18 protein-coding genes are annotated in these 21,922 nt (G+C 38.0%); 4 read left to right on the top strand and 14 right to left on the bottom strand.

Annotated elements, in window-relative coordinates; all coding sequences use genetic code 11:
• Positions 1 to 4: 4 nt before the first annotated feature.
• The 8 genes from hpt to pth form a co-directional block, all read right to left on the bottom strand.
• A complete protein-coding gene (hpt, locus tag A5866_RS13205) occupies positions 5 to 550 on the bottom strand; it encodes a hypoxanthine phosphoribosyltransferase (protein ID WP_086276915.1) in 546 nt (181 codons plus the stop codon).
• A 205-nt stretch (positions 551 to 755) separates the two neighbouring features.
• Positions 756 to 2,138 carry a tRNA lysidine(34) synthetase TilS gene (gene tilS, locus A5866_RS13200; RefSeq protein ID WP_086445143.1) on the bottom strand — a complete coding sequence of 461 codons (1,383 nt, stop codon included), beginning with the start codon at positions 2,136 to 2,138 and terminating at the stop codon, positions 756 to 758.
• 87 nt (positions 2,139 to 2,225) lie between these two features.
• Positions 2,226 to 2,702, bottom strand: a complete 477-nt coding sequence (locus A5866_RS13195) for a S1 domain-containing RNA-binding protein (RefSeq protein ID WP_086445144.1) — start codon at positions 2,700 to 2,702, stop codon at positions 2,226 to 2,228.
• Positions 2,703 to 2,745: 43 nt separating this feature from the next.
• Entirely contained in the window at positions 2,746 to 3,213 is a 468-nt protein-coding gene (locus A5866_RS13190; RefSeq protein WP_086276921.1) for an FtsB family cell division protein, read from the bottom strand.
• A gap of 62 nt (positions 3,214 to 3,275) precedes the next feature.
• Positions 3,276 to 3,551: an RNA-binding S4 domain-containing protein gene (locus tag A5866_RS13185; protein ID WP_086276924.1), complete on the bottom strand. Its 276-nt coding sequence runs from the start codon at positions 3,549 to 3,551 to the stop codon at positions 3,276 to 3,278.
• A gap of 4 nt (positions 3,552 to 3,555) precedes the next feature.
• The gene (locus tag A5866_RS13180) at positions 3,556 to 5,139 is read right to left on the bottom strand and encodes a putative polysaccharide biosynthesis protein (protein WP_086276927.1); all 1,584 of its coding nucleotides are present in this window, start codon (positions 5,137 to 5,139) and stop codon (positions 3,556 to 3,558) included.
• A 403-nt stretch (positions 5,140 to 5,542) separates the two neighbouring features.
• Positions 5,543 to 9,076, bottom strand: a complete 3,534-nt coding sequence (mfd, locus tag A5866_RS13175; protein WP_086445145.1) for a transcription-repair coupling factor — start codon at positions 9,074 to 9,076, stop codon at positions 5,543 to 5,545.
• A gap of 707 nt (positions 9,077 to 9,783) precedes the next feature.
• Positions 9,784 to 10,350: an aminoacyl-tRNA hydrolase gene (gene pth, locus A5866_RS13170; RefSeq protein ID WP_086276932.1), complete on the bottom strand. Its 567-nt coding sequence runs from the start codon at positions 10,348 to 10,350 to the stop codon at positions 9,784 to 9,786.
• Between the two features lie 338 nt (positions 10,351 to 10,688).
• On the opposite strand from pth, the gene A5866_RS13165 reads away from it, so the two are divergent.
• Entirely contained in the window at positions 10,689 to 11,669 is a 981-nt protein-coding gene (locus A5866_RS13165) for an L-lactate dehydrogenase (protein ID WP_025873392.1), read from the top strand.
• A 43-nt stretch (positions 11,670 to 11,712) separates the two neighbouring features.
• Here the strand turns inward: A5866_RS13165 and A5866_RS13160 are convergent, their stop codons facing one another.
• From A5866_RS13160 to A5866_RS13145, 4 genes are all read right to left on the bottom strand, one after another.
• Positions 11,713 to 13,209: an aldehyde dehydrogenase family protein gene (locus A5866_RS13160; RefSeq protein WP_176332595.1), complete on the bottom strand. Its 1,497-nt coding sequence runs from the start codon at positions 13,207 to 13,209 to the stop codon at positions 11,713 to 11,715.
• Positions 13,210 to 13,481: 272 nt separating this feature from the next.
• Positions 13,482 to 14,000 carry a transcription repressor NadR gene (locus tag A5866_RS13155; RefSeq protein ID WP_086445146.1) on the bottom strand — a complete coding sequence of 173 codons (519 nt, stop codon included), beginning with the start codon at positions 13,998 to 14,000 and terminating at the stop codon, positions 13,482 to 13,484.
• 20 nt (positions 14,001 to 14,020) lie between these two features.
• Complete coding sequence (locus A5866_RS13150) at positions 14,021 to 14,863, bottom strand: chorismate mutase (protein ID WP_086276936.1); 843 nt, start codon at positions 14,861 to 14,863, stop codon at positions 14,021 to 14,023.
• Position 14,864: 1 nt separating this feature from the next.
• Entirely contained in the window at positions 14,865 to 15,581 is a 717-nt protein-coding gene (locus A5866_RS13145; RefSeq protein ID WP_086276939.1) for an NAD-dependent protein deacylase, read from the bottom strand.
• Between the two features lie 192 nt (positions 15,582 to 15,773).
• Here A5866_RS13145 and A5866_RS13140 point away from each other — a divergent pair, with 192 nt between their 5' ends.
• Positions 15,774 to 16,073 (top strand): hypothetical protein, encoded by a 300-nt coding sequence (locus A5866_RS13140; protein WP_086276943.1) that lies wholly within the window; start codon positions 15,774 to 15,776, stop codon positions 16,071 to 16,073.
• Positions 16,074 to 16,157: 84 nt separating this feature from the next.
• On the opposite strand, the gene queG is transcribed toward A5866_RS13140, so the two are convergent.
• The gene (gene queG / locus A5866_RS13135) at positions 16,158 to 17,303 is read right to left on the bottom strand and encodes a tRNA epoxyqueuosine(34) reductase QueG (protein WP_086276946.1); all 1,146 of its coding nucleotides are present in this window, start codon (positions 17,301 to 17,303) and stop codon (positions 16,158 to 16,160) included.
• A 305-nt stretch (positions 17,304 to 17,608) separates the two neighbouring features.
• Between queG and A5866_RS13130 the strand changes: the two genes are divergently transcribed.
• The gene (locus tag A5866_RS13130; protein WP_086445147.1) at positions 17,609 to 19,576 is read left to right on the top strand and encodes a MucBP domain-containing protein; all 1,968 of its coding nucleotides are present in this window, start codon (positions 17,609 to 17,611) and stop codon (positions 19,574 to 19,576) included.
• Between the two features lie 132 nt (positions 19,577 to 19,708).
• Here A5866_RS13130 and A5866_RS13125 read toward each other — a convergent pair whose 3' ends face one another.
• Positions 19,709 to 20,755 carry a zinc-binding alcohol dehydrogenase family protein gene (locus A5866_RS13125; protein WP_086276952.1) on the bottom strand — a complete coding sequence of 349 codons (1,047 nt, stop codon included), beginning with the start codon at positions 20,753 to 20,755 and terminating at the stop codon, positions 19,709 to 19,711.
• A gap of 225 nt (positions 20,756 to 20,980) precedes the next feature.
• Here A5866_RS13125 and A5866_RS13120 point away from each other — a divergent pair, with 225 nt between their 5' ends.
• Entirely contained in the window at positions 20,981 to 21,922 is a 942-nt protein-coding gene (locus tag A5866_RS13120) for an AAA family ATPase (protein ID WP_086276955.1), read from the top strand.

Genomic DNA, 21,922 nt, shown 5'->3' with positions numbered 1-21,922 from the left:
GATATTAATTTGATTCATAGATTTCAGGTTTCAATACGCCTACATAAGGGAGATTTCGGTATGCTTCTGCATAATCCAATCCATAACCCACAACAAATTCGTTTGGCACATCAAAACCAACGTAATCTGCAACGATATCAACGACACGACCTTCAGGTTTATCCAATAGAGTGACGATTTTCACAGATGCTGCTTTTCTATATTTAAATAAATCTACGAGATATGCTAACGTACGGCCGCTGTCAATAATATCTTCTACGATCAAGATATCACGTCCTTCAACATTTGTATCTAAATCTTTGATGATTTTTACTTCACCAGAAGATACAGTTGCGTTGCCGTAACTAGATACAGCCATAAAATCCATTTCTAAATGCGTGTCGATGCAACGTGTGATATCAGCCATGAAAGGTATCGCACCTTTTAAAATACCGATTACTAACGGATTTTTACCTTGATAATCTTCTGTTAGTCTTTTGCCAAGTTCAGTTGATTTTTCAAGAATTTGTTCTTTTGTAATCAAGACTTGTTTAATATCTTTCTCTAACATATTGCTCTCCCTTTCCTTATAAGTTCGACCTTTAACTCCTTGCAGTTCTCCTGAGAGGTAGATAAAGTCGAAACGATAGTGTAGTGTTTCGTTGCCCTAAACAGATATGCTTGTACGAGCAATCACTTTTTCTCTGACTTTTAAGTCGTTGTTTCTGATTTTTTATGTCCTTTTGCTTCTTTGAATAACAGTATTTTTTTAGTTTTTACTGTTTTACTTTATAAAGGAGCCTGTAGAGTATTTTATCAGTTTCTTTAGGAATACTCAAATAGGAATTTACAAACTGTGGAATCCAAATAATCTGCTCTTGCCCTGATAGAACGACCCATGCTTGCTCTCTGATCGAATTAGGTATTTTACGATCGATAAATATCCGCTTCAAGCGCTTTGTCAGCTCTGGAGTCAAAGCGATTTTATCTCCATTTTTTCGGCGACGAATCGTTAATGGTAAAACAGTTTGCCCACTTATGAGCAAAGAAAATTCTGCCCAATCCTTGGTAGACTCTGGCACCTCAAGTGTTTTCCCTGTTACTTCCAAACCGACCCATTCTTTTTCAGATAGAAAAAAGTGCTCGTTTTCATTCAAATAAAATACGCTCTCATAATTTACAGGTTGCTTTTTTTTCAGTAATAGCATGTCATATTCTTTTACAACCTGCCAACCTTGTTCCATATCTAATGATAACTGGGGAGCGGAACGATTTAGCATTGTCAATAATTGTTGAATCTGCAATTGGTTTATCTTTACACCTTTAGGTACGATTGTTCGTTGAAATAAAGTCATTAGGAAAAATGTTTGGATACTTTTTTGCTCCCGTTTCAAATCAGATAGTTTAACCTGCCAACCTTCTGTGGTTGCTTCTACCCATCGTTCATATTTTGGCTCTATCACGGACTGAATAAGTTGATCAGCCAACGAGACTTGCTCACTAAAATCCATGATATGCTGCAAAAATTTTGGGTTTTCTTTTTTTAAAAGTGGCACGATTTGATTTCTGAAGCGATTACGCAAATAGGTATCACTCCTATTTGAATCATCTTCAAAATACACGATTCCTGATTTTTTAGCGAACTGCGTCAATTCTTCTTTTGAAAATAATAAAAAAGGACGAATCAATTCTCCAATTCCAAACAGCTGTACGTCTCTAATTCCCACTAAGTTAGGTAAGGCACTGCCTCTTGTTAGTTTCATTAATACAGTTTCAGCTTGATCATCACTATGATGAGCAGTCATAAGCGTAGGATAGTTTTCTCGCTCCATAATTTCTTTGAAAAAATCATAGCGAAATTTGCGAGCCCGTGCTTCTATATTTTTTGTCTTCTCAGGTTCTTCCCAGACTTTGCTATAGTAAGAAATGGCTTGATCTTGACAATAGTTTCGCAGGTACTTCGCTTCTGCCTCTGATTCTCCCCGTAACTCATGATTGACATGGGCGACTGCTAATTCTAGCTGGTCTTTTTCAGCAGCTATTTGCATAAACCTCAACAAAACCATTGAATCTACTCCGCCGGAAACCGCCAGTACTATTTTTTGCTTTGGCAGCCAGTATTCATTTCTTTTACAATGATTGTAAAATTCTTGAAACATCTACTCACCTCTTGGTTTCATAGTTGATAGACCCGAAAAAAATGCTCAAAACACAAAAGCCGAGCTTTCGCTCAGCTTCGATATTTATTAGTTACGGCGTCCACCGCGTCCGCCACGTTTACCTTCTGTATTACGCTTCAATGAAGTCAAACGGTCGTCACTATCTTTTAAGAATGAGCTCATCAATGAGTCAAAATCTTGTTTTGAGCTGTTCATTGGTTGCGTTCTTGTAAATTGTTTTTTAGGTGCTGGACGTGATCCACGGTCACGATTAGCTTGATAGTCATTGTTATCACGACGTTGATATTCACGCTTTGGTTCTGCAGCTTGTTCTTGTGCTTTACGAATCGATAAACCTACTTTACCGTCATCACCGACTGAGGTAACTTTTACAGTTACTTCATCCCCTACGGTCAATACATCATGGATATCTTTTACGAATCCATTTGACACTTCACTAATGTGAACCAACCCTGTTTTTCCTTCACCAAGATCGATGAAGGCACCAAAATTAGTGATACCAGACACTTTTCCTGGCAACTTCGCTCCTACTTCAATTGACATAAAAAAAATGTTCCTCCTATTATTTACCCTATTATATCTGCAGTTATTCGCCTGATTGTTTCTCAGTTGAATGAGACTGTGATTGACTCTCTTGCCCTGATTGTTTTTGTTCATTACTAGAGCTAGTAGTTCCGCCTAACTCTGGAATGTTGTAAATCTGTTCGCCTTCTTTTGAGACATAAAAACGGCTACGAGCAAGTTTCGCCACATAATCGTCATCTCTTAAAAGCGCAACATCTTGTTCCAATCGATTTAACTTTTTATCCGCTTCTGCTGACTCAGCTACGGCTTCTGCCTGCTGTTTTTTAAAGGCATTCAACTGTTGATAGTCTTGCATTAGCTGGATACCCGAAACGATAAAGATCACAAATGCCACGAGAAAAACAACAGCCAGACGTCGGCGTCTGAAAATCAGCTGCTTTTGCTGTTTTTGAAATTCGGCATACTGTTCTTTAGTATACTCATTATCTAAGGCAGCAACTTTTTCCACGTCTTTTTTCTTTTTACTCATGTTTTCCGCTCCACTCGTTTTTGGTTTGTCTGTCTTATTATACCAACATCTAAGAAGCTTGTCTAATCTAAATTATCACTATTTTCGACTCTTTTCTCTGAAATAACCTGATACATCTTTTCTGCATCTTCTTTTTTCGTTGAATCACGAAGTTCAAGAACTTCGATTTCTAAGATTTTATTACCAAATTGGATTTTGACTTGATCACCAATTTTGACATTGCTTGATGATTTCGCTAGGATACCATTGATCTGGATCCGGCCTTTGTCTGCTACTTCTTTGGCTACAGGTCTTCTTTTAATAATTCGTGAAACTTTTAAAAATTTGTCTAAACGCATACCCTTACCTCTTCATTCTTAATATTTTTGCTCCAAACGGTAATGTTAGCCATTCCCGAATTGTAAATAGTTTAATTTTAATAATGATATAAATAAATGTTCCGCCACCGAGTAAAACTCCGATGATGGTGATCAGCAACGCCTGTCCACGATGACTAACCACTCCTAAAAATAGAGCAATCACGCCTTGATAACAGAGTAACACAAATCCCATTGATCCTAAACTGATAATCAACTTTCTAGTGAAATGATTTTCAACAGCAAAGTGATTGATTGCTTTTTTGGAAAAAAGGATCAAGAAAAATAGCGTTGCGATTAACCCCGCAATGGTTGAAACGCTCGCTCCAAGTGTTCCCCAAGCAAACGTCAACGGGCTCGTTAAAAAGAGCTTTGTCAGCAAGCCGATTCCTGCTGATACCATAGATACGATAAAACGATTTTGACTTTGTAAAATACTTTGATATGCTTGGATAATTGCCATAAAAGCAATTGAACATACATATACACCTAAAACACCGTTTCCCTGATAATCTTTGAACAAAGCAAAGTTCATATAAGGAAGTAATAATGCTAACCCGATCGATGCAGCAGCCGCAATCGTTGTTGTTAAACGTAAAAATATTTTGGCGGCTTGTAAAAACCGACCTTCTTCTCGACTCATAAAATACTTTGTTAACGCCGGTAAAAAACTTGAACTTAAGGCTAGCGCAACAACCAAGCCTAATTGAACTAAAGGCTGTCCTCGATCATAAACACCTTTATCTATTTTCGCCGCTGAATCACTGATTCCTGCTGCAACTAAGGAATTTTTAATCAAAAATGAATCAATTAGTTGAAAGAGAATCAAAAAAGCACTGTATAGCGATACCATTCCGCCTTCTATGACTAAACGACCAAATAGTTCTCCAGAACCTTTTTCAACTTTCCATTGCGTCAGATACGCAGAACTTCCCACACGGATTTTCCGATCATAATACCAAAGAATCCCTGCTGCAACAATCCCACCTAACAATGCACCGCCCATCGCGATCGTTCCTGTCTGATACACCGACCAACCAAACTGACTAAAAGAGTAAGCCGCAATCAAGATCACACCCACTCGAACAATTTGTTCCATCACTTGAGAAACAGCACTCGGGATCATCAATAAGTGTCCTTGAAAATTCCCTCTATAAAAAGATAGGACAGGAACCAACAAGAATGTAAAAGAAACGACTTGAATCAATGAAGCTAAGCGATAGTCTCCCATCATAAAGGCAATTTCATGACTTCCTAAAAAGAAAAACGCCCAACACAAACCGGCAATCATAAAAACAAAGGGAAACAGCTGTTGTAAAACCTTTTTCTGCCCACTAATATCTGATTGCTCCGCTACTACTTTTGAAATAAACTGTGGCATCCCTGACAATGCTAAGGTCATCGCAATACCATAGATTGGATACACTTGTTGGTAGACATAAAAACCTTCATCACCAACTAGATTTTGAAAAGGCACACGATAAACTGCACTTAACACTTTGGCAATAAACGATGCGACCGTTAAAATCGCCGCCCCTTGCATCATCGACCGCATTTCTTTGTGCGCCATTGCATTACCTCCGATTCTAAAAGCTGAATGAGCCCGTTTAGTCTCGACTGAAAAATAGAAAAAATCGATTGAGGTGCTTTTGCCTCACTCTATTTTTATCTTTTTCCCGAGAGACTAGCTCATGAAGCTAGATAAGTTTAAAAGCTGAACAGGCTCGTTTAGCTCTGACTGGAAAATAGGAAAAATTGACTGTGACGCTCTTGGTCACATGCGATTTTTATCTTTTCCCCGAAGAGCTAGCCTGTGAAGCTGGATAAGTTTAAAAGCTGAATGAGCCCGTTTAGTCTTGACTGGAAAATAGGAAAAATCGATTGCGGTGCTTTTTGCCTCACTCTATTTTTATCTTTTCCCGAGAGACTGGCTCATGAAGCTAGATAAGTCTAAAAGCGTAACAGACCCGTTTTCATTCTGCCTCAACAGTTACAGTCTTATACTTTTCTTGTCTCAAAGCTGTCGTAAACAAGGCAACTTCTTGCAGCCAAGTAGCTTCTTTCATGTCTTTAGGCAATTTCAAACGAATCGACATTTTTTCATTATCAACAGCAAGATCTGCTTTTAACTGAGTGTGTGATAATGCTTCAAAAATTTGTTCTACATTATACGTTTTCGTCCCGATTTTACTCAAGGTAAACGTAATTTCTTGTTGTCTCTTACGGATTGTTTCCACTAAGGCGCGATCACCATCCATTTTAATTTGTCCAGTTGTTAATAAATGAGCGACTTCATCGGGATATTCGCCAAAACGATCAAGAAGATCTGCTTCAAGTTCATCATACATATCTCTATTTTCAAGTTGACGAATTCGTTTGTAAATTTCAATTTTTTGACGTTCATCCGAAATATAACTAGTTGGTAAATAAGCATCAATTCCTAGATCAATCTCAACAGATGTTTTTTGATCTTGAATAGTTTTCCCTTGTTTACGGGCAACTGCTTCTGAAAGCATTTGTGAATACATGTCAAACCCAACTGAATCGATAAAGCCATGTTGTTGAGCACCTAATAAATTTCCTGCTCCACGAATCGATAAATCCCGCATCGCAATTTTAAAGCCTGATCCTAGTTCAGTGAAGTCTTTGATCGCCTCTAATCGTTTTTCACTAACTTCGTTTAAAATCTTTTGCTGTTCGTACATAAAATAGGCATACGCTACACGATTGCTTCGACCAACTCTACCACGCAATTGATACAAGGTTGATAAGCCCATGTAATCAGCATTTTCTACAAATAACGTATTCGCATTTGGAATATCAACACCCGTTTCAATAATTGTGGTCGTCACTAACACGTCGTATTGCCGTTCAATAAAATCAAACAAGGTATTTTCAAGTTGAACCTCGGTCATTTGCCCATGTGCATAAGCAATTCTAGCCTCTGGAACCAAGGCTTGGATTTCTTCCACTTTTTGCTCAATCGTATCTACACGATTATAGAGATAAAAAACTTGTCCATCTCGCGCCATTTCTCTTTCAATCGCTTCTCTAATCGCACTTGAATTATGCTCCATTACATAGGTTTGGATCGGATAACGATTTTCCGGTGGCGTTTCAATGACAGATAAATCACGTACGCCAAGCATCGACATATGCAGAGTCCTTGGAATCGGTGTTGCGGTCAAGGTTAAAACATCCACTTGTGCCCGCAGTTGTTTTAAACGTTCTTTATGTTTTACACCAAAGCGTTGTTCTTCATCGATCACCAGTAAACCTAAATCGCTAAATTGCACATCTTGAGAAAGTAAACGATGTGTTCCTACAACAATATCCAATTGACCATGTTTGATTTTTTCGATGGTTTCACTTTGTTGTTTTTTCGTTCTAAAGCGGCTTAATAAGCCTACTTCCACCGGAAACCCTTCAAAGCGATCCAACATCGTTTCATAATGTTGCTGAGCTAAAATCGTGGTTGGAACTAGAAAGGCAACTTGTTTATTGTTATTGATAGCTTTAAAAGCCGCACGTAAAGCGACTTCTGTTTTCCCATACCCCACATCACCAACTAATAAACGATCCATTGGTCGCGTTTTTTCCATATCATGTTTAATTTCAGCCGTACTACGTAACTGATCATCTGTTTCACTATAGGGAAATGCATCTTCAAATTCTTTTTGATACGCATCATCTGGTGGAAAAGCATAGCCTTTTTCCGATTCTCTGGACGCATATAATTGAATCAAATCATCTGCAATATCTTCGATTTTAGACGTAACTTTCCGCTTAGTTTTACTCCATTCACTACCGCCTAGTTTATTGACTTTCGGCGATTTCGCTTCCGAAGCAACGAATTTCTGAATCAGGTTTAGCTGAGTAACTGGAATAAACAACTTATCATCGTTTTGATATAAAATCGTGATGTAATCTTGGTGAACGCCATCGACTTCCAATGTCTGCATCCCAATATACTTACCGATCCCATGATTCGCATGAACAACATAATCGCCGTTCTTCAAATCACTATAGCTTTTTAATCTCTCTGCATTAGAAACAGTTTGACGTCTGGCTCTTTTTTTAGTCGTTGTATGGAAAATTTCTTTTTCTGTGATTGCTACGATTTTTTCAACAGGCAATTCAAACCCTGATTGCAATGAGCCTTCAACAATTTGAATTTTCCCTTCTATTAAACTATCGGCTGCAGCTGTCACACTTGCAATGTCAAAATCCCGAAACAGTTCTTCAACTTTTTGGCTCCGTTCTTTAGTTGGTACGAATACTACAACCGTTTGATCTTGTTTTTGCCAACGATCCATTTCGGTTTTTAACAATGGCATTTGACCAAAAAATTGTTGCATTGAACGATATTGAACATTATGGATTGCTTGAAAACGGAGATTGCCCATGCCTTTTTGAAATAACGAAAAGAAGGTTGTTGCAAAAGTCAATTTCCGTACCTGCCCATGAAACTCTAAACCAAAAGTCTGTTCAGGAAAAATGCGCATTTCTTCTAATTTAAGAACTTGCCATTCATTTTCTTCACGAATTATCTCACGTTCTGCCTCTAAGATACGAGCATAGTCATCAATAAAGACCAAGCTATCTTCTGGTAGATAATCAAGCAAGGTTGTTTTCGTTTCATATAGAAGGTCCGTGTAGTAATGGGCTGTATCGGTAGGAATCCCTTGATTCCAGGATGTTGCCAACTGACCAAAATAATCTTGGAGAAAGTCTTTTTCAGCAGCGTCTTTCGCAATTGCCACTCGTCTTTCTAAAGCATTCGTTAATTGTTTTTCCCCATGACTCAAGTCTGCTTTTGAAAAGACTAAGTCTGTCATCGGTGAAAGCGTCACAGATTCAATAGTACCAACCGAGCGTTGTGTATCTGCTTCAAAATAACGCAGTGAATCAATTTCAATATCAAACAACTCTGCTCGAACTGGATATTCTGAATTCAACGGATAGACATCGACAATACTGCCTCGAATACTGAAATCACCAGGTTTGCCCACTAAGGATTCACGTTGATAGCCCATTAAGACCAATTGCTGCGCTAAGGTATCTAGCTCAATTTCACCACCAAGTTCCCAGTGAAGCTGAGCTTGTTCCCAAGTCTGTTTACTCGGCAAGTACTTTCTTAACCCAGCTACAGGCACCACGATGATTCCCGCTTGATCTGTCAAAAGAAAGTTTAGAGCTGCAACCCTCTCTGCCCTAGCTTCCGGCGAAGAAAAAGCCATTTCAGCTGATAAAACCTCATCTACAGGAAATAGGTACACTTCTTCATCTGATAAAATATTACGAAAATCTTCGATTAGCTGATTCCCATAATAAAGATTTGGAACAGCCACAACGACTTTTTTATTTTTTTGTTTAAACCCACTGGTCATAACCAATGTCTTGGCTGAGCCTGCTAAACCCGTAATCAATTGGCGGGTATTTCCAGCTAGTTGCATTTGCCAATCTCGGACCAACTCACTTGCACCAATTCGTTCAATGATGTTCACGTTAGACTCCTCCTTATTTTAAAAGCGTAGCGAAACGCTAAGTTCCTGAACAATTTTAGGAAATCAACTTAAAGACGCTTTTGGTCTTTCAGATGATTTATCTAATTGTTGAGGGAACTGTTTCGCGAAGCTAGATAATTTTAAAAGCGGAACAAATCGGTTAATCCTGTAGAAAATTAGGAAATTGGCGTTGAAACGTTCTTTGTTTCACTGACAATTTATCTATTTTCATAAGGATTGATTTGTGCAGCTAGATAGTTTAAAAGCGTAGCGGGCTCGTTCAGCTCCGACTGGAAAATAGGAAAAATCGATTGCGGTGTTCTTTACCACAAACTATTTTTATCTTTTTCCCGAGGAGTTAGCCCGTGCAGCTAGATAACACATGGTAACAACGTTCCGCTTCGCTTCACCTTGTACTTTTCAACATCAGTTCATTTTATTCACTGTGTTTCAAAGCAAAAGCGGAACAAATCGGTTAATCCTGTAGAAAATTAGGAAATTGACATTGAAACGTTCTTTGTTTCACTGACAATTATCTATTTTCATAAGGATTGATTTGTGCAGCTAGATAGTTTAAAAGCATAGCGGGCTCGTTCAGCTCCGACTGGAAATAGGAAAAATCGATTGTGGTGTCCTTTACCACAAACTATTTTTATCTTTTTCCCGAGGAGTTAGCCCGTGCAGCTAGACAACAGTTACCATTCTATTTATTTCCCATTAAATTGATTCATCGTATCAACAAACGTATGACCTTCACACGTATAAATCGCTGCATCAGCTGCATTTTTCACGGCTAATAAAATCTCTTCATGCTTGTCTTTAGGAAACCCAGTCAGTACGTGATGAACGACTGTGTTACTCCCGATAGGACGACCAATGCCAATCTTGATTCTTGGAAACACATTTGTTCCCAGATGTGCAATCAAACTTTTAATGCCATTATGTCCGCCAGCACTACCTTTTTCACGTAACCGAATTTTCCCAATTTCCAAATCCAAGTCATCATAAATCACGATCAATTCTTCCTCTTCAACACCGTAATAGGTCATTAAAGGGCCAACAGAACGACCCGATTCATTCATAAAGGTCAGCGGTTTGACCAACATGACCTTTTCTGTTCCTATAAAAAACTCAGCAATATCTGCTTCAAACTGGCTTTTATTAAATGTGGCATTGTAGCGCTGAGCAATCTCGTCTACCGTGATAAAACCAATATTATGTTTTGTTTCTTGATACTTACTTCCTGGATTGCCTAATCCAACAATCATTTTCATCTATCTATATTCTCCTTAACGAACGGTGCTTCTACCACCATTATTCATTCTCCAACACAAAATACCCGAGCAGGAAAATCCTCTGCCCAGTTTTTTTACAATTATACCATAAAACAAACCTTTGCCGATGCTTTTAAATTCTTAAAAAAGCTATAAGCTTCATTTTACAGAAAGAAACGCTGGCAAAATCACAAATAGTGAAATAACGCACATGAAAGAGTTTTCTTATGAAACACCTTGAAAAACTGTATTAATTTAAAAAACAAAAAACGTGACAAACCTCACAAACGGTGGTATTATCATTGTGATAAAACAATTATCTGAAAGGAATGATACACATGACTGCAGCAGTTGGGAACAAAGACCACCAAAAGGTAATTTTAGTTGGAGATGGCGCTGTCGGATCTAGTTATGCTTTTGCCTTAGTCACTCAAAATATTGCTCAAGAAGTTGGTATTATTGATATAGATACAAAGAAAACTGAAGGAGATGCCGCTGACTTATCTCATGCATTAGCTTTTACTTCTCCTAAAAAGATTTATGCCGCAACATATGACGACTGTCACGATGCTGACCTTGTTGTTTTAACAGCAGGTGCCGCTCAAAAACCTGGTGAAACACGGATCGATTTAGTCCATAAAAACTTGAAAATCAACAAACAAATTGTTACAGCAATCGTTGATTCTGGTTTTAGTGGAATTTTCTTAGTCGCTGCTAATCCAGTTGATATTTTAACCTATTCTACATGGAAGTTCTCAGGATTTCCAAAGGAACGCGTTATTGGTTCTGGAACTTCACTTGATTCAGCTCGTTTCCGTCAAGCAATCGCTGAATTAGTAGATGTAGATGCTCGTAACGTACATGCTTATATTTTAGGCGAACACGGCGACACTGAATTTCCAGTTTGGTCACACGCTAACGTTGCCGGCTTACAAATTTACGAATGGGTTAAAAACAATCCAGATGTCGATGAAGAAGCGATGGTCAACTTATTCTTTAACGTAAGAGATGCAGCGTATTCAATCATTGAGAAAAAAGGTGCGACATTCTATGGAATCGCTGCTGCCTTAGCACGTATCACAAAAGCGATTTTAGATGATGAAGATTCTGTTTTCCCACTTTCTGTTTATTTAGATGGTGAGTATGGACAAAATGATATCTACATCGGTGCTCCAGCAGTAATCAACCGCCAAGGGATTAAACAAGTCATTGAAATTCCATTGACAGATTCAGAAAAAGATCGAATGAATGCATCTGCTAATGCATTGAAAGAAGTAATCAAATCTGCTTTTGAAAAATTTGAAGCTGAAAATAATTAATTGTAAAAAGCATCGCAGCTAATTGGTTGCGATGCTTTTTGTATTAATTGTATAATCCGTCTGGCTCCTCTTTGGTCACAATATAAATATTCTTCATTTGTGTATAGGCATCCAGCATTGATTTATGCGTTTCACGTCCAATACCTGATTTCTTATAACCACCAAACGGTGCACCTGCTGGTAATTGATTGTACGTATTAATCCACATCCGCCCCGTTCTAACTTTACGAGCAACACGCAGGGCTGTGTTGATATTTTGTGAGAATACGGCTCCACCTAACCCATAATCAGATTGATTCGCTAAAGCAATCACTTCTTCTTCTGATTTAAACTTGATCACAGTTGCTACTGGACCAAATATTTCTTCTTGTGCAATACACATCGCATTGTTAGCTTCTGCTAATAACGTAGGTGCCAAAAATGCGCCTTTATCTAAGTCATTCTCAGTGATCTTACGTCCACCTGTAACTAGTTTAGCCCCTTCTTTTGTGCCAACCTCAACATATTTTAAAATATCCTTTAATTGTTTCTCATTGATTTGCGCACCCATTTGTACACCCGTTTCCCACGGGAGACCGACTTTGATACTCTCAAATTTTTCTTTCAGAGCTTCTATAAATGTATCGTAGATCCCCTCTTGAACAAAAACACGAGAACCAGCACAACAAACCTGTCCTTGGTTAAATAAAATCCCTAATTGAACACCTTCTAACGCTCGCTCCCAATTCGCATCGTCAAAAATAATATTGGCCGATTTTCCGCCTAATTCTAAGGTTGCTGGTATTAGTTTATCTGCTGCTGCTTTGGCAACTGTGTAGCCAACTTCTGTCGATCCTGTAAAAGCTAATTTATCAAAGCCTTGGTGTTCCAACATATAGTTTCCAGAATCAGACCCTCTACCTGTGATTAAATTAACAACACCCTTTGGTAAAACTTGATCCAATAACTTGAATAGCTCCAGTAAACTTAAAGAGGTTGTCGAAGATGGATGAATCACAACTGTATTACCCGCAGCAATAGCTGGTGCTAACTTCCAAGCACCCATCAATAGTGGGAAATTCCATGGAATGATTTGACCTACGACACCAATTGGTTCTTTGAGTACGATTGATAATGTATCTTGATCAAAGTCCTTTACAGAACCTTCTTCTGCTCTGATCACTCCTGCGAAGTAACGAAAATGATCCGCAGTAGCCGGAATATCGATCGACATTGTTTCACGTAGAGGTTTACCATTATCCAATGTTTCAACTAAAGCCAAATGTTCTGTATTTTCATCGATCAAGTCAGCAATTTCCAACAATAATTTACTCCGTGTCGCAACATCTACCTCTTTCCACAGCTCGAATGAAGCTTGTGCCGCCGCAATTGCCTGATCAACATCTTCATGTGTCGCATCAACAAAATCTGCCAATTTTTCTCCATTACTTGGATTGTAACTGGTAATTTTCTGATTCCCTGAACCATTTGTCCATTTTCCGTCAATATACAATTGATATGTGTCTTCCACCGTGTTACGAATATCGATTGGTCTACTCACTAAAAAACATCCCTTCTTATTTTTGGTTACGCTTACATTTTATATCTATAAAGTAAAAAAGTAAATAGAAATTTGTCATTTTTATTTTACAAAAAATAATGGTCTAATTAACGATCCTTTAAAAATTATTCTAAAAAAAGAAAAGATGTGTTGGATTATCGTATTACGATAGCTACATGTTCACTAAATAGTTAAGAAGAGATCAAAGAATTTCACAAAAAAAACAATGACCCGAGATAAACTAGACTAGTCTGATCTCAAATCATTGTTTTTTATCCTTTATATAAAATATCTTTTAGCTCAAGTGCTGCTTTGATTTGTTGAAAAGCCACTTCATCTTTACAGCGAATCGTATGCAGATGAACACCGTCTGTCAGCTCAGACAATAAAGTCGTGCTGTTTTTTTCATAATTTTCGACAAACTCTGTTATTGCTTTTTTGATCTTGATATGCAAACCACCAGTCAACTCACCGTAAATAGGATGCTCAACAATAACATCGATAACTTCTCCACCTAATGAGATAATCGTCAACAATTCATCTTCGGTTTGTGCGGGTGAGTGTTGACACGCAATTTTCCGAATAATCCCTTGCTGATCTTCTGCCCTTTCAAGTAAGTACCCTCTAGCTGTTGCAATAATTTCATACCCTGCCGCTCTTAAAAGTGCAACATCTCCTACCACGATTTGACGGCTGACCTTGAATTCTTTGGCAAAACGACTGGCACTGATCGGTTTTTCAGTTGTTTCTAATTGTAGTAAAATGGCTTCTCGTCTTTTTATGCCATCCATTCAAACCTCTCCTGTCATCTTTAATCTAGTTGTTTTTGTTGAAAGTGTTTGGATGCATCCATGATTCCTTGATACGTTTCTTTGATGACTTCTTGATAGTCTTCGTTTTGGACGTACGTCGCGATTTTAGTTAAAACTTCTTGTTCCCTATTTGTGTCTAAAATTTGTGTAGCGGACATCTTTTTGATTGCTACGATTGCTTCGACAACTTCCATGCGTTCTTCTAATAAAGCGACGATTTTTTTGTCTAAAGTATCGATTTTATCTCGTTGGCTCATTAGTGGGGACTGTTTGTTATCATCTAATTCGATTTCCTTGATGATTTTCGCAGGATTGCCGCCAATCACACAATTATCTGGAAATGATTTCGTTACCACAGACCCCGCTGCAACGACTACATTATCGCCCAACGTAACCCCTGGAGTAATCACAACACCACCACCAAGCCAAACATTATCACCAATCGTGATTGGTTTACCGTACTCTAAGCCACTATTTCTTTTAACTGGATGTAGCGGATGCGTTGCTGAGTATAGTTGTGCATTAGGTCCAAACATACAGTTGTCCCCAATTGTAATCGGGCAAATATCTAAGAAAATGCTATTGAAATTGGCATAAAAATTTTTCCCAACATGAATATTGAACCCATAGTCAAAGCTGATTGTCGGTTCAATATGACTACCTGTTCCAGTCGTACCAAAGGTTTCTTCAACTAGCTGACGTCTGATTTGTGCATCTTCTTCTTGATTGATCAGTTTCATTTGTTCTCTGGCAAATTTGCGCGCTGTCGCTAATTCTGGATCTGCAGCAAAGTATAGCTCGCCATCGATCATTTTTTGTCGTTCTGATTTAATTTTTTCCATATTAAAGCTCCTCTGTCACTATATTTTCAAAGACCTTCACTGCATCTTCTTTTAAGAAATAAGCCTCTCTGTTTAACTGAATCGGTGTTTGATTAATCACTAAAACGGTTGCCGTAGCTTTCGCGTAATGAATCAAATCACAAAATGGATGCACTTGAAAGCTAGTACCCATGATTACGATCAAATCAGCCTTTGCTACAGCTTCAATCGACACGGTTATCGCTTGTTCATCTAAGCCTTCTTCATATAAAACGATATTCGGCCGAATTTGTCCACCGCATTGCTCATGGTGATCAGAAACTAAATATACTTCTGCTGAAACAGCTTGACCACACTTCCTACAATAACAATCATACAAGTTCCCATGAAAATTAACTAATTGCTGTGTTTTTGCTTTTGCATGTAGGCCATCGATATTTTGAGAAATGACCCATGTATTTTTTATTTTTGCTATGTTGGCTATTTTCAAGTGGATACTATTCGGTTTCGCATTAGGATGATATAACGTTTGCACAAATGAATAAAATTTTTCTGGCTCCTCACGCATGCAGGTCTGGCTTAATAAGTATTCAGGGCGTTCGATCCCGTGATAAATACCAGATAGCGAGCGATAATCGGGTATGCCAGATGCTGTTGAAACACCTGCACCTGTTAAAAAGGTGATTTGTTCCGCCTGTTTGATTAAAGTGCGTGCTTTCGTTTCATCGATTGTTTGCATCGTCTCATCTCCTAATAGGTTTATTATAACGTAAAGATGGAGTGGAGAGAAAACATATTCGCACAAAAATAAAATTGCTGTCTTTCCTGCTAATTGAACTCGTTAAGAATGTTCCCTTTTTCACTGTCTTTTCATGACAAACAAAAGAGAACGTGATAGAATACATAATGTATAAAAGTGAGGTGAAACTTCGTGGTAGCATTTATTATTTATTGGGCAGCTATTTTAGTCTGTATCGCTTGGGGTGTTTTAAGCATCTGGTTTTCGATCTACTATCTTTCACGTAAAGAGAACGGAAATCTATGGGCGTTTGCATTCTTCAACGTTCTTGCAGCTATTGTTTTAGCAATTGTTTTAGTTATTTACAAAACGTGGGATTTCGATATTACAACTTATTCAAGCTTGATTTACACAATCTTAGCTTCATATGGTGTCTTAACAGTCTTACAAGCAATTTTAGGCCGCGAACCAAAAGAAGCTGCGAAAGCTTAATTCTTATTTGATGATTAAAAAGCACTGAAAAGGAATTCTTTTCAGTGCTTTTTTCGTTGGAATGAACTGTATAACAAACGTTGCTTAGCTCTCTAATCGTTTAATAGCATTTCTGATTTCCACAAGTACCTCTTCTTCTGGTTCTACTTCCAATAATTCATTCAAAACACCTAGCCATTTTTCCGCTTCTTTATTTCCTAGTTTTCCAATTGCCCAGATAGCCGTCCCTCTGATTACAGGACGCACGTCTTCTGTTGCACATCTGTAAATCTCTGGCAACGCACTGCGGTCACCTAAATTGGCTAATGCAATCAAGGCATTTCTTTGCAATGGCTTTTTCCCCCGCCAGGATCCTGAAAGATGCCCAAAGGTTTCTTTAAATTCTTTATTGGAAATGCTAAGCATCGGCTTTAGTTTAGGATAAACAGTATCAACCTCTGGTTCCATTTCTTTATGAAAATGAAAATCCTTCCCGCGATTATAAGGACAAACAAGCTGACAAATATCACAACCGTAGATAACATTATGCATTTTTTTTCGATATTCTTCCGGCATCATCTCTTTGGTTTGGGTTTGATAAGACAAGCATTTTTTGGCGTTCATACTACCATTCCCTAAAAGTGCTTGTGTAGGACAAGCTGTTACACACCGCGTACAATCGCCACAGCCAAATGCAACTGGTTTATCTACTTCAAAATCAATATTTGTTACGATCTCTCCTAAGTAAACAAAGGAGCCAAACTCTTCTGTGATCAACAAACCATTTCTTCCGATAAACCCTAACCCAGCACGTTGAGCAACCGCTACATCGACTAATTCTCCAGTATCAACTTGAGGTGCAAACCGCCATGCCTTAGTTTCTTCAAGACTTTCGGCTTGTGATTGAATAAAATCTATCAATTTCGCTAACCGATCTCGCAACACATCATGATAATCAATCCCCCATGATGCTCGGGCAAACATGCCTCTTTTTTCATCTCTTGGTACTTTTCCTTCTATTTTAGTAGGATAAGCTAACGCAATCGAAATAATTGTTTTTGGTTTCTCAAATGTTTTTTCAGGATAAATTCGCTCTTCAATCACTTGATGTTCAAAGCCTGAATTAAAGCCAAGTTCCCTTTGTTCTTTTAATGACTCTTCTAGTTCATAGAAAGGTTCCGCTGAGGCAAATCCAATCTTATCGATCCCTAGCCGCTTACTTTCTGCTATGATTTTTTGTTTTAATGACATGAAATACTCCCTACTTAAGATAGTACCTTCATTATAAGCTACCGCCTCAAAACTTGTCACCCTTTTGCTTTTATCTTTAATTTTCTATTTATTTCAAAATACAAAAAAGGGTAATTAAATTTTTTTCTCATCTAAAAAAAGATTAGAAGCGCCTAATTTCCAGTTTTCCCAAACTTTTTATTAATTTTATGTTATTTTTCATAAAAAAATTTAATTTTATTTGTATTTTTATGATAAAATGATTTGTGATAATACATTTTTTATTATCTTCACACACTTTATTCTGAACTATGGAGGAACTACATATGAAAAACAGAACTATTACACCACTACATAAGAAAAGATCCGTCCGCACAGTTATGGTCCTAGCTCTTTTATCACCGACTTTGCTCACCACTTCTCATGTTTTCGCTGAAGATAGTCCCGCTGAAACTGAGCAAACCACGCCTGCAGTATCACAAGAAAGCGCTGAAACAAAAGAAGCAACACTTGAGTCTGCTACTACTGTTGAAAGTTCTAGCACAGAAGCAATCCCGGCAACAACAATTCCTGTGGAAAATGAAACAACGATGTCAACGACAGAATCTACCACAGAAAACGAAGCTGTACCAACATCGATCGCACCTAGAGCAGATACTATTGAAGTCGCTGATCCTGTTTTAAAACAAGCAATCATTTCGTCAGTAGGTCTTCCTGCTGGCAGTGAACTGACACAAGCAGACATGGATCGTTTAACGAACCTTAATCTTAGTTCAACTCTAATCACTAGTCTTTCTGGATTAGAACACGCAACCAATTTAAGCTCTATTTACATGAATGTTAATAATAGCATAACCGACTTCAGTCCATTAGAACAGCTATCTTTGTTAACTTATGTTACGCTTCAAACCAAAAGTTTAACTAGCGCTAATTTCCCTGATCTAAGTAAAAATACCGGGTTGACCAATCTTAGTATAGCCGCTACAAGTATTGACAATGATGTCTTGCCTAAGATTGCTCAGTTAACCTCACTAACACGTATTTACATGGACACAAATATGAACATCACGTCTATTGCCCCTTTTAAAGCACTGCCTAATCTGACATCACTTTCTGTTCAGTTTTGTGGCATCACGGATTTTACTGTAATCAATGAATTCCCTGTGCTTAATAATTTGGCAGCATTCGGACAAAATACAGGTCGTACCGATCTGCCAACTACACTTGGCCGTTCTGCTTTAGACTATGACTTTGATCAAGAAACTTTATTTTTACCATTTTCAATGATGCCAAACCGAATGACGAACTTCGATGGTTATGTTCCACCGTTTACAACATCAAATTCTGCTAGTAATACGTACCTTGATTTCAACGGTACACAATTACCTGCAAATCGTCTCCAGATCACTGATTTAGGTATTACAGTTTCTGGGGTGACAGAAGATGAGTTTAAAAACCTTGCAAGTTTTGAATACAATGCACGGCTAAATAATCCAGCTGGAACTTATGCACAACCGGATGGTTTCACTTTCTATGCTATTTCATCAGGAACTTATTTACACCAATTCACTATTCTTGATGACGGCCAACCAGTTACCATTCATTATCAAGATGAAGCTGGAAAAGAGTTGTTAACTAGCGAAACGCGTTCTGGTTTAGTTGGGCAAACATTTGAGATCACAGCTCCAGAAATTACTGGTTATGAGTTAACAGAATTACCTGCCAATGCATCAGGTAGTTTCACTGATCAAGAACAAACAGTGACCTTTGTTTACAAAAAAACTTCTGAACCAATCATTGAAGGAACCGTGACTGCTTATTATGTTGACACAACGGGTACCGAGCTGAAAAAAATCGAGCAGACCGAAGCAGTTGGAACTCCATTTACAACAGAACAGCTAGCCTTCAATGGCTACACATTTAAAGAAGTAACAGGCAACCAAACAGGTCTATTTACGAAAGAAGCTCAGACAGTAACGTATGTTTATACGAAAGATAAAGATACAACAGAGCCAACTACATCGACTGATTCTTCTGAATCAAGTGAATCGACTGAAACAACTACGTCAAATACTGACAATAGTGAAACAAACGATTCCGCTAACCAGGTTCCAAATACTGCTAACGGAAACACGCCTTCACCAAAAGCAAGTGCAAAAGCGAATACAGCGGCTAAAAAGAATTTACCTGCTACAGGTGAACAATCAAGTTACGCTTGGTTATTCCTTGGTTTACTTGTCATTGGCTTCGTCAACTATCAATATGTTTTAAAAAAGGTAAAACAAAAAAAATAACCCTTAATTAAATAAAAAATACAAGAGTGAACAAAAGTGAATCCAATCTTTTGCCAGCTCTTGTGTTTTTTTGTTGCCCGGATAAACTAACGGCCTTGCTTGTCTCTTGATTTACAACATCACTTACGATTATTAGTTAGGTTCCCCGTTAAACCGTCCGCTGATTACGACCTTCCCATTCATATGCCCTGTTTCCACATCTGCAGTAGCTTTTTTCAAATTGGCGGCATTGATCCCATTTGAATAGACTTTACCTACAGTCGCCATAATTTCCCCTGCTTCTATCAGTTGCGCTATCAGGGCTAGTATTTGACCTTGTGTTTCAATTCGATCCTGATAATCTGTTTTAGCAAACATATATTCCCAATCAAAACTAACTGACTTGTTTTTCAAAAGACTTATGTCTAAAGGCTCTTCCACACCTACGATCGTTCCAACATGCCCGAAAGGTTTGATCACTTCAGCTACTGTGGCAAAGTACGAACTGATATCAAATAAAACCGCTACATAATCCACCTGCTGAACCGCCAATTCTGCTAAACTCTGTTTTAAATTTTCGTGATAGTCAAGAGGATACGTTACGCCATTTCTCTTTAACCTATCAAAATTTCTAGGACTAGCCGTAGCGTAAACCGTCAGACCAGCCCAAGCAGCCAATTGCGTCAATATCGAACCCACACCACCTGCTCCGTTGATGACTAAAATCGTTTTGCCCTGATTAGCCTGTTTTTTTGGAATCAAGCCGAATTTTTCAACTAATAATTCATAGGCTGTCAAAGAAGTAAGGGGGAGCGATGCCGCTTCTTCATCGTTTAAATTGCTAGGAGCTAATGCCGCAATTGCTTCATGTACTAATTGAAATTCTTGATTACTACCAGCTCGTTTCGTTGTCCCTGCATAATACACACGATCACCTATAGAGAATTTTTTGACATCCTTACCCACAGCGACAACTTCGCCGACCCCATCAAAACCTAAAACATTTAAAGTCGTTTGTTTCTTTGTTGTTTGTCTTAGCTTTATATCGACAGGGTTAACAGAGATAGCCTTAACATTGACCAGAATGTCTTGGCCTGCTGGGATCGGAATCGGTTTGTCTTTATCAATAAAGCTTGCCTCATTCGTAATAGGGAATCCTTCAAAAAAACCGACTGCTTTCATTTGAGTTTTTTTATCCATTCGTTTCGTTCCTCCAATTAACTATTTATTCATTAGTATGAACTCAATCGTTTAAGATGAACATTGATTTGTCTCATTCCTTTGTCTTTTTATGTACTATATTAAGAAACTCTTATGACATCTTGCAACAGACGAATGTTATCTATACAATAAAATAAAATACATCTATTATCAAGCTTGGCTGATCTATTTTGCTTAACTTTTACAATAAGGAGATTACACAATATGCTTGAATCCGCACACACACAAATCACATCATTGATCGATGAAATGGAAAAAGTTATTTTAGGAAAACGTGAGATCTTACAATTAACTGTGACCGCTTTCTTAGCTGGCGGTCATGTTTTACTTGAGGACATACCCGGTGTTGGTAAAACGATGATGGTCAAGACTTTAGCAAAAGCTACACATGGTAAATTTAATCGAATTCAATTTACCCCTGATTTACTGCCTAGTGATATTTTAGGTGTTTCTATTTACAATACAGCTGAACACCGATTTGAATTTCATCAAGGGCCAGTCTTTACAACCGTTCTATTAGCGGATGAAATCAATCGAACAACGCCTAGAACTCAAGCAGCTTTGTTGGAAGCTATGTCTGAAAAACATGTAACGATCGATAATCACACGTATCCATTAGATGAGCACTTCTTTGTCTTAGCAACTCAAAACCCGTTAGATTATGAAGGAACTTATCCTTTACCAGAAGCTCAGCTAGATCGCTTTTTATTTAAACTACAGATTGGCTATCCTGAATTTACAGATGAACTTAATTTAATTTTGAATCAAACTGGGCATGAGCTAAATCGAGTACGACAAATCTTGAATGCTTCTGAAATCAGTCAGTTAAAAAGGATTGTTGACGATATCTATGTAGATCCTGTAGTTGCTAGATATGCTTTGCAATTAGTTCATGTTACTCGAAATCATGACGGAATAGCTCTCGGAATCAGTCCACGCGGATCCGTTTCATTTATACAAGCAGCTAAGGCATTTGCGTTAACCGAAGGAAGAAATTACGTTACGCCTAGTGATTTACAACAAATTTTACCTGCAACTTTTGGTCATCGCTTGCTATTAAAAAGTGGAGAACCAGCCACACCAAAACAATTAGAAGCTATTTTTGAGCAGTTACTTAAACAAGTACCCGTTCCAGTTAGGAAATAG

Origin of the sequence: Enterococcus sp. 12C11_DIV0727 (assembly GCF_002148425.2) — a bacterium.
Lineage (GTDB): Bacteria > Bacillota > Bacilli > Lactobacillales > Enterococcaceae > Enterococcus_L > Enterococcus_L lemimoniae.
This window is presented reverse-complemented; position numbering and strand designations above follow the sequence as displayed.